General features: G+C 39.8%; 5 protein-coding genes and 2 pseudogenes. 1 reads left to right on the top strand and 6 read right to left on the bottom strand.

Going from position 1 to position 7,311, the window contains the following annotated elements:
- The 3 genes and pseudogenes from FTT85_RS17680 to FTT85_RS17690 all read right to left on the bottom strand — a co-directional run.
- Positions 1–88: pseudogene (locus FTT85_RS17680) on the bottom strand (IS1595 family transposase); the annotation flags it as partial.
- Positions 89–134: 46 nt separating this feature from the next.
- Entirely contained in the window at positions 135–932 is a 798-nt protein-coding gene (locus FTT85_RS17685; RefSeq protein ID WP_180184072.1) for an alpha/beta fold hydrolase, read from the bottom strand.
- Between the two features lie 106 nt (positions 933–1,038).
- Positions 1,039–1,302: a PAAR domain-containing protein gene (locus tag FTT85_RS17690; RefSeq protein ID WP_078193592.1), complete on the bottom strand. Its 264-nt coding sequence runs from the start codon at positions 1,300–1,302 to the stop codon at positions 1,039–1,041.
- Positions 1,303–1,814: 512 nt separating this feature from the next.
- Between FTT85_RS17690 and FTT85_RS17695 the strand changes: the two genes are divergently transcribed.
- The gene (locus tag FTT85_RS17695) at positions 1,815–2,252 is read left to right on the top strand and encodes a hypothetical protein (RefSeq protein WP_180184073.1); all 438 of its coding nucleotides are present in this window, start codon (positions 1,815–1,817) and stop codon (positions 2,250–2,252) included.
- A gap of 111 nt (positions 2,253–2,363) precedes the next feature.
- Here FTT85_RS17695 and rapA read toward each other — a convergent pair whose 3' ends face one another.
- From rapA to FTT85_RS17710, 3 genes and pseudogenes are all read right to left on the bottom strand, one after another.
- Positions 2,364–5,201, bottom strand: coding sequence for an RNA polymerase-associated protein RapA (gene rapA / locus FTT85_RS17700; protein ID WP_078188819.1), 2,838 nt, complete (start codon positions 5,199–5,201; stop codon positions 2,364–2,366).
- Positions 5,202–5,342: 141 nt separating this feature from the next.
- Positions 5,343–5,987, bottom strand: coding sequence for an RluA family pseudouridine synthase (locus FTT85_RS17705; protein ID WP_180184074.1), 645 nt, complete (start codon positions 5,985–5,987; stop codon positions 5,343–5,345).
- 133 nt (positions 5,988–6,120) lie between these two features.
- A pseudogene (locus FTT85_RS17710) lies at positions 6,121–6,824 on the bottom strand (phosphopantetheine-binding protein).
- Positions 6,825–7,311 lie beyond the last annotated feature (487 nt).

Raw genomic sequence — 7,311 nt, forward strand, 5'->3', positions numbered from 1 at the left:
AGGCTGTTTTGGAAGCAGGAATATCAACACAAAAGCATTGAATAATTTTTTTAATCTTGTAGTGACTTAATTTACTGTTTTCTATCATGATTCTAGACTAACATAATCATTTTGCTAGTCTAGAGCCTTATTTTTTAATGCTGTAAGTACTGCATGACGTGTAGCGCTGTCTGTTTCGGCTGCTCAAGTGGAAACATGTGCCCACCTTCAACCACACTATAATCTATACCATAGGTTTTCTTCATTCCGTCAGGCAAACCTTGTTTATAAAAATGGCTGTTATCTGCGGTGATAAGGTGTACAGGCATTTGAGGGGCTTTACGTGGAGTACGCCACCACCATGCAGGCACTGTACGGAAAATTTGTGCTTCAACGGTTTTTGGAATGCTGAGGGTTACGCCACCACATTTTTCATCAGCTTGAATACCTTGTGCAAAATAATCTTCAAAACATTGCGGATCAAAACTTTTAAATAAACGATTATTCCGTAGTGCCGTATAGGCTTCATCCAAATTTGACCAATGATCATTGCGCTTCAGTGTAATTGCCGCAGGGGTAATTTTATCGATAGCTTTGAGCTTTAATTTTTGCATACCCTCAAAAATGGCGGACTTAGGACCGATTACGAAAGGTGGATCCATAATAATCAGTTGTGAAAACAGGTCTGGACGTTTATAAGCCGCCATAAGGGTGACTAAAGAACCAAAAGAATGCCCAAGCCCAATCACTTTTTGCTTTGGAAATTGGTGCTCGATATCTGCTATGACTTGATCGACCAAATATCGCCAATCTTTGGTGATCGGATAGCGCTCATCCATACCAATCAGCGGAATCGCCTTCACATCATATTTGGGTGCAAAATAGGCTAAAAACTTTCGATAACTCGCGGCAGGAATACCATTGGCATGGGTAAAATGGATCGCGCTTTTCATCTAAAACTCATCTAATCAGCTGATGATGGCCCATCATAAAGAGATCAAAGCAAATAAAACAGGACTTAATAAGCTTATCTAGATGACCCCAAAGTCAGTATGCAGATTATTTTTGTGATCCAACCATTGATTGATTTGGTAAGAAGGTTGCGCCACATGTGGTTTTATCTCCAGCAACCACAACACCACGCCCCTTTACCGTTGTACTTTGATCTGCCGCGATCGCAGCCACAGTCGAATTGCATTTCGGGCAATAATGTTTCATGCCATTTAAATGCACCGCAATACCATTAATCACAAATGAAGGTTCACATTCTGAAACCACACCACCGTGTGACGTTTTACTACCCAAGGTAATTAAGGATTTCATATTTTTATTTTCTTCTAACGAACTGCTGAAATTTGAAGCATTTTAACGGAACTGCCCTCAACTCGCTAGCATCGACGTATAAATTTAACCAAGCCAAAACTTTACTTAACTAAAGCATCAAAACACGACATTAAGACAGTTCGTGATCAATCATTTGAATATGATGCTATCTCTGTATGTCCGAATACATTTAATCATTTCACTTTCAGGATTCAATTGACATCAATCACGACAGCTTATGTCGCGATGCCGATTCTTTTACTAATCAAAGCATGTATATTGGGTATCGCAATGAGCATGAAGCGTAGCACCCTATTTTACAATTTCAGTATTTAACTGAGCTTCGAATCAGAAAATGGCGCTTTTCTACGCCATGATTAACTTTAGAACGTTCATAGACTGAACACATTATCCAAAACCATTTTTAGAAAATTTTAGATTCGAAACGTAGCACCATTTCATTTTATAGCGCAGATAAATAAAGCATAACCATTCTATTTTCAGGAGGTTTTATGATTTTAATAAATGACTTTGATTTAACCCAACCGCAAAAAGTCATCGTGTTAGACCATACACTAGATGACTCAACCCTGTTAACTGAAGTACTCGCTTTGTGTAAGACCGCAGACCCAGAGCTGATCGTGGCGGCAAGCAAAGAGGCTGATTTAGTTTTACGCTTATTGCCTGAAATACATGCTTATTGTGGTGCAATCGCTTTAAAACAGCCGCTATGCAATGACATTAACTTTGATTTACTTACTGCTCATTATGCAACACGCAGCCAAGCAGAACGAAGTACGATCCAAATTCAGTTAGCAAAAAATCATCCTGACTATACAAAGCTCGATGGCATATTTTATATGTTGGATGAACATGAAGATTTTAATCAAGCTGTAGAATTGCTGAAAAATTGTTACTTTTTTTATGCCGATGTCGACAATTTAGATTAAAAATAAACAATACAAAACTTAGATTTAGCGTAAATCTGTCGTGATTAATTTTACAGTTATAATTTTAGCCATAAAAAAAGCACCCTAAGGTGCTTTTTTAATATTCTTAGCTTATGGCTTAACCACTACCATAATTTGAATCGCTTCTGGTGTAACCGCCAGACCATCAAGCAGTGTTAAACCTTCTTTTTGCAGTTTTTGTAAACGTGCAATTTCATCTTCACGAATACTTGGGTTGAACTGCTTCAAATAAGTCAAGCGGTCAATTTCATATTGCCATTTGCTACCATAGATTTCTTTGGCTTGTTGTTTAAAGCCCGGTAATGCACCACGAGCAATTTCAAGCGCTTGCGTATAACGCTGTTCAATGACATCACGACGCGCCTTAACCACTTGGCGGCAACTGTTACCATCAAGATGATGTAAATAAGGACGTAAAATTTCAGGTGCAATTTTTTGCGATAAATCCTGACCTTTTTCACTCAGTAATACACGAACCAACTGTTGTGGCAAACTTGACGGCAAATTCAATGCTTTTGGTGCAACCACATCGACTTTAAACCACACTTCCATTAACACAGAACCTTGTGGTAAAGCTGCTGATTTCAATACAGCAACGTTGGTACTACCAAAGCTTTGTGTATTAATCATTTCCATCACACTTTCAGTGAATGGATGCTCAAGTGTTAAATACTGAGCATCTTCACGAATCTGTGCTTGGTCACGATAGAACGTCGCCGTCATACCTTCTTCGTCCAAAGTCAGACCTTGAACTTGCATTTGATCCGTTGGCTTGATGATCACGGTACCATTACTTTGCTCATCAAAATCAATGTTTGTAGACGCCATGAAGCGCTTCATGAACATTGGTAACGTAGTATTGTCGTCGTAGTCTTCAAGTGCAGTCACAATTTCTTGTGCCACGATTGGACGGCAAGAGTTGTACTCAAGTAAACGGTCACGACCTTCTTGAAGTTCAGCTTCAAGTGCTTCACGTTGTACACTCACCGCTTCGAGCAAATCTTCAAACTCTTGGCCTTTATCTGCCAACAAGCAATCTTTCAGATTGACGATGAAGTTTTCTTGTAAGGTTTGCGCAGTCGGCGAGATATTACAGAAAATATTTAATGCTTCGTTATACCAACGGAACATACGCTCTTGAGCAGTACCAACCAGATAAGGCACATGAATTTGAATACGATTTTCTTGACCAATACGGTCTAAACGACCAATACGTTGTTCTAGTACGTCCGGGTTGGCTGGTAAGTCAAATAATACAAGGTCCGATGCAAACTGGAAGTTACGACCTTCAGAACCAATTTCTGAACATAGTAAAATTTGCGCACCGTATGACTCTTCCGCAAAGTAAGCCGCTGCTTGGTCACGTTCTAATAAGCTCATGCCTTCATGGAACATCGCTGTGCGAATACCCGCATGCAAACGAAGTACATTTTCTAAAGACTCAACCACTGGACCACTACGTGCAATCAATAACACTTTTTTGTGTTTCAGGTCTGTACGTAGTCGTTCCATCAACCACATCACACGTGGGTCGGTTTCCATCCACGAGCCATCAAGCTGCGCTTCTTCAGGCCACATTTGTTCACGTAGTTTGCCATCTTTAGACCAGTTTTCTGGTGCAGGTAATGGCGCAGGCTGACAGTCACGACCTGGGAAGCCTTGAATCGCTTCACGGGTATTACGGAATAAAATACGACCTGTACCATGACGGTCTAATAATTCGTGAATAGCACGGAAGCGTTGTTCAGGTTCGTCAGTAATACGATGACCTAATAGGCTTTCAATCGCTGCCAAATGCCCTTCTTCGAGTGGCAGATCAGACATTAGCACTTCAGCAATTTTAGCTGTTTGGTGATACTGCTCTTCTTCATCCAAGAAACGATCAAGTGAACTAAAACGTTGTGGATCAAGTAAACGTAAACGTGCAAAGTGACTTTCTACACCTAATTGTTCAGGCGTTGCGGTTAATAACAGAACACCCGGTGTTTTTTCAGCAAGTTCTTCAACAAGGTCATAACGGTCATTGCCGCCTTCTTCTTCTGACCACATTAAATGATGGGCTTCATCGACTACGAGCAAATCAAAACCAGCTTCAAGGGCTTGTTCACGCAAGTCATCATGGTCGATCATCAAATCGACACTGGCAATGATGCATTGTTCTGTTAAGAATGGGTTTAGATCTGGATCGTGTTCTTTAATTGATGCTGTACGTGTCAGATCAAATAATGAGAACTCAAGATTGAAACGACGACGCATTTCAATCATCCATTGATATTGCAATGAATCAGGTACTAAGACCAAGATACGTTCTGAACGACCGGTTTTAAGCTGTTGATGAATGATCAGACCAGCTTCAATTGTTTTACCTAGACCCACTTCGTCAGCAAGTAATACACGTGGAGCAAAACGTTTACCCACTTCATGCGCAATATACAGTTGGTGTGGAATAAGACCCACACGTGAACCTACCAAGCCACGTAGAGGGCTAGACTTCATATTGGCTTGAAGAAGCAGTGCTTCGATACGGAGATCATACCATTCTTTATAGTCCACTTGGCTTGCGAGTAAACGATCTAATGGTTTTGCTAACTGAATACTTGCACCAATACGTGTTTCATTCAGCGCTTTACGCTCTTCTGTACCATCGGCAAGTTTACGTACCGCGTTATAACGCACCACGCCACCACGGTCTTCAAGCGATTCAACAATCCAAATTTGACCTTCTTGGTCTTGGACTTCGTCATTTACATTGAAAACAATACGAGATAAAGGTGCATTGTGACGGGCATAGACACGAGTTTCATCACTTTTCGGGAATAAAATGCTGACCGATCGCTCATCAACATCAATAAGAACACCTAAACCCAGTTCCGTTTCTGTATCTGATAACCAACGTTGACCAATAGCAAACTGCTGCAATTTTTCCACCTTTTTCTCAAGTTCGGTCTGAAAATATTATGCTCAAACTGTGAACGTTATTTGAGCAAAAATCTAGACCATAAAGCAATATATTTTGACATAAAGCCCACTAAATAGTGAGCAGAATTCTTAGGGATTTAAATGATTTTCCTAAAATGGTACAGGACAGTGAAATTCCACTGTTTGCTCTGTTTCAGGATGGTTAAAACTCAAGCGCTCAGCATGTAAACATAATCGTGGCATCAGCTGTTGTTGCTCTGGCGTTGCATACAAAGTATCACCCACAATCGGATGACCTAAATATTGCATATGAACACGAAGTTGATGTGAACGTCCAGTAATGGGGGTTAAAGCGACACGCGTGACTGGATTACCCTGAATTTTAAAATGTTCAGTGGCTTTCCAATGTGTCAGCGCGGGTTTGTTATGTGCAGGATCTGCAATATGTAACGGTGGGTGTGCTGGATCATACACCACAGGCACGTCGACTGTACCTTCACCTTCAAGTGTTCCTGCAACCAAAGCTTGATAAGTTTTCGAGGTTTGACGTTCTTGGAACTGTCGTGAAATACGGTTTTGCCCTTGACGGGAGAGTGCAAAAACCAAAATCCCCGAAGTATCTCGATCTAGACGATGAATCAATAACGTTTTAGGTTCAATTTCCAATAAACGATTGATAACACAATCTTGTAAATCTGCTGTTTTTCCCGGAACTGTGAGTAAACCTGCTGGTTTATGAATCACCATAAAGTCATTGTCACGATGTATCAGGTGTTCGGTTAGAAAATTACTCAAAGTTCAATCCAGTTCTGATCTCGAAAAACAAGGCGGCAATAATAAAAAGCTTAGCCAACAATTACAATGCACAAAGCCATATTTCCCGACGTATTTTCCGATTTAGAACAAAAATAATTCCAATTGGCTTTGTTTAGTCTGTACTGAGCCATTTTTCTAGCAATGCTTTTAGACTTGCATCATCTAAAAAGTCTTCATAACGGATGTTTGCACCATTGGCACGCCACAAACCAATTAAGCTGACCATGGCAACGGAATCAAGCCCATAACTGCGTAAATCGGTTAAGGGATTATTTCCAAAGCGTCCATATCTAGCTGCTCTGCAATAGCCAATAATATGCCTTTGGCTGACAAAACAAATTCCGTTGGCGCTGACAGATTCCAAAGCCGCATCAAATTATAACTACTCATATGATGGATACCTTGGCCTGATATGGAGTCCACCCACAGAATATGCTGTTCCTGATTATTCAGCACAATTGCGTCATCAACAATACAGATTTGCTCTGTTACCCTATATAGATACGGCAAGATCTGTTTCGGCATAGGTGTGATTTGCCCTGCAAAGATGAGCTGAGGGTGTATGGTTGCATATTCACCGAGCTGCTGCATGCCTTGAAGTAAATCATCACCATATAAATCGACAATTGGAATCTCTAAGGCTTTGGCTTTATTGGTCAGTTGGATCAAATTTTCCATCAACTGCGTATCTTGTATGCCCTGCTGCATGCGTAAATTTTGTAAACCAACCAGCACCAATACCGACTGTGTTGATGACAGCTGCCATTTCGCTTGAGAAGGTGCAAATTGGATTTTTTTAGGCATTGGGTACAGCATGGGAGATGAGTCAACTAATTATTCATAAATTAAACTTATGCTAGCGTAGATACACAAAAGTAATAAGTTCTTTGCTATTTACCTATGTAAACATAAACATTTCGTACAATCTTCATTATATTAAATGGATTTAATTTTGCTAAGCCTTATATTCTTTAAATGCTTGAAGCATTTCCTTTTTCTGTTCTTTAGAGGCATCTACATATGAGTAAAATCTTTCATAATCTGTTCCAAATTGGCTACTTTCAATTCTTTTCGCTAAGCCATCAATAAAACTTTTTCCTTGAGTCTGATACTGCTGAATCGCTTGTTCATCTAGGCAGATAGTTTTCTCCCAAGAAATTCCACTTATATTTATAAAAACATTAGACTTCCGTCATAAATCAAAAAACGTACAATTTATTTGATCTTAAATTAATCAGCAAAATTATTTAATTCGAGGGATAATCCTTGGATGAAATTCAAAGATATTCAAAAATTATCAGAC

The sequence above is a fragment of the Acinetobacter sp. YH01020 genome, from assembly GCF_013420275.1.
Taxonomy (GTDB): Bacteria; Pseudomonadota; Gammaproteobacteria; order Pseudomonadales; family Moraxellaceae; genus Acinetobacter; species Acinetobacter amyesii.

Coding starts and splice junctions, on each gene's coding strand:
- FTT85_RS17695 (WP_180184073.1), top strand. CDS start 1,815: ATGATTTTAATAAATGACTTTGATTTAACCCAACCGCAAAAAGTCATC.
- FTT85_RS17690 (WP_078193592.1), bottom strand. CDS start 1,302: ATGAAATCCTTAATTACCTTGGGTAGTAAAACGTCACACGGTGGTGTG.
- FTT85_RS17685 (WP_180184072.1), bottom strand. CDS start 932: ATGAAAAGCGCGATCCATTTTACCCATGCCAATGGTATTCCTGCCGCG.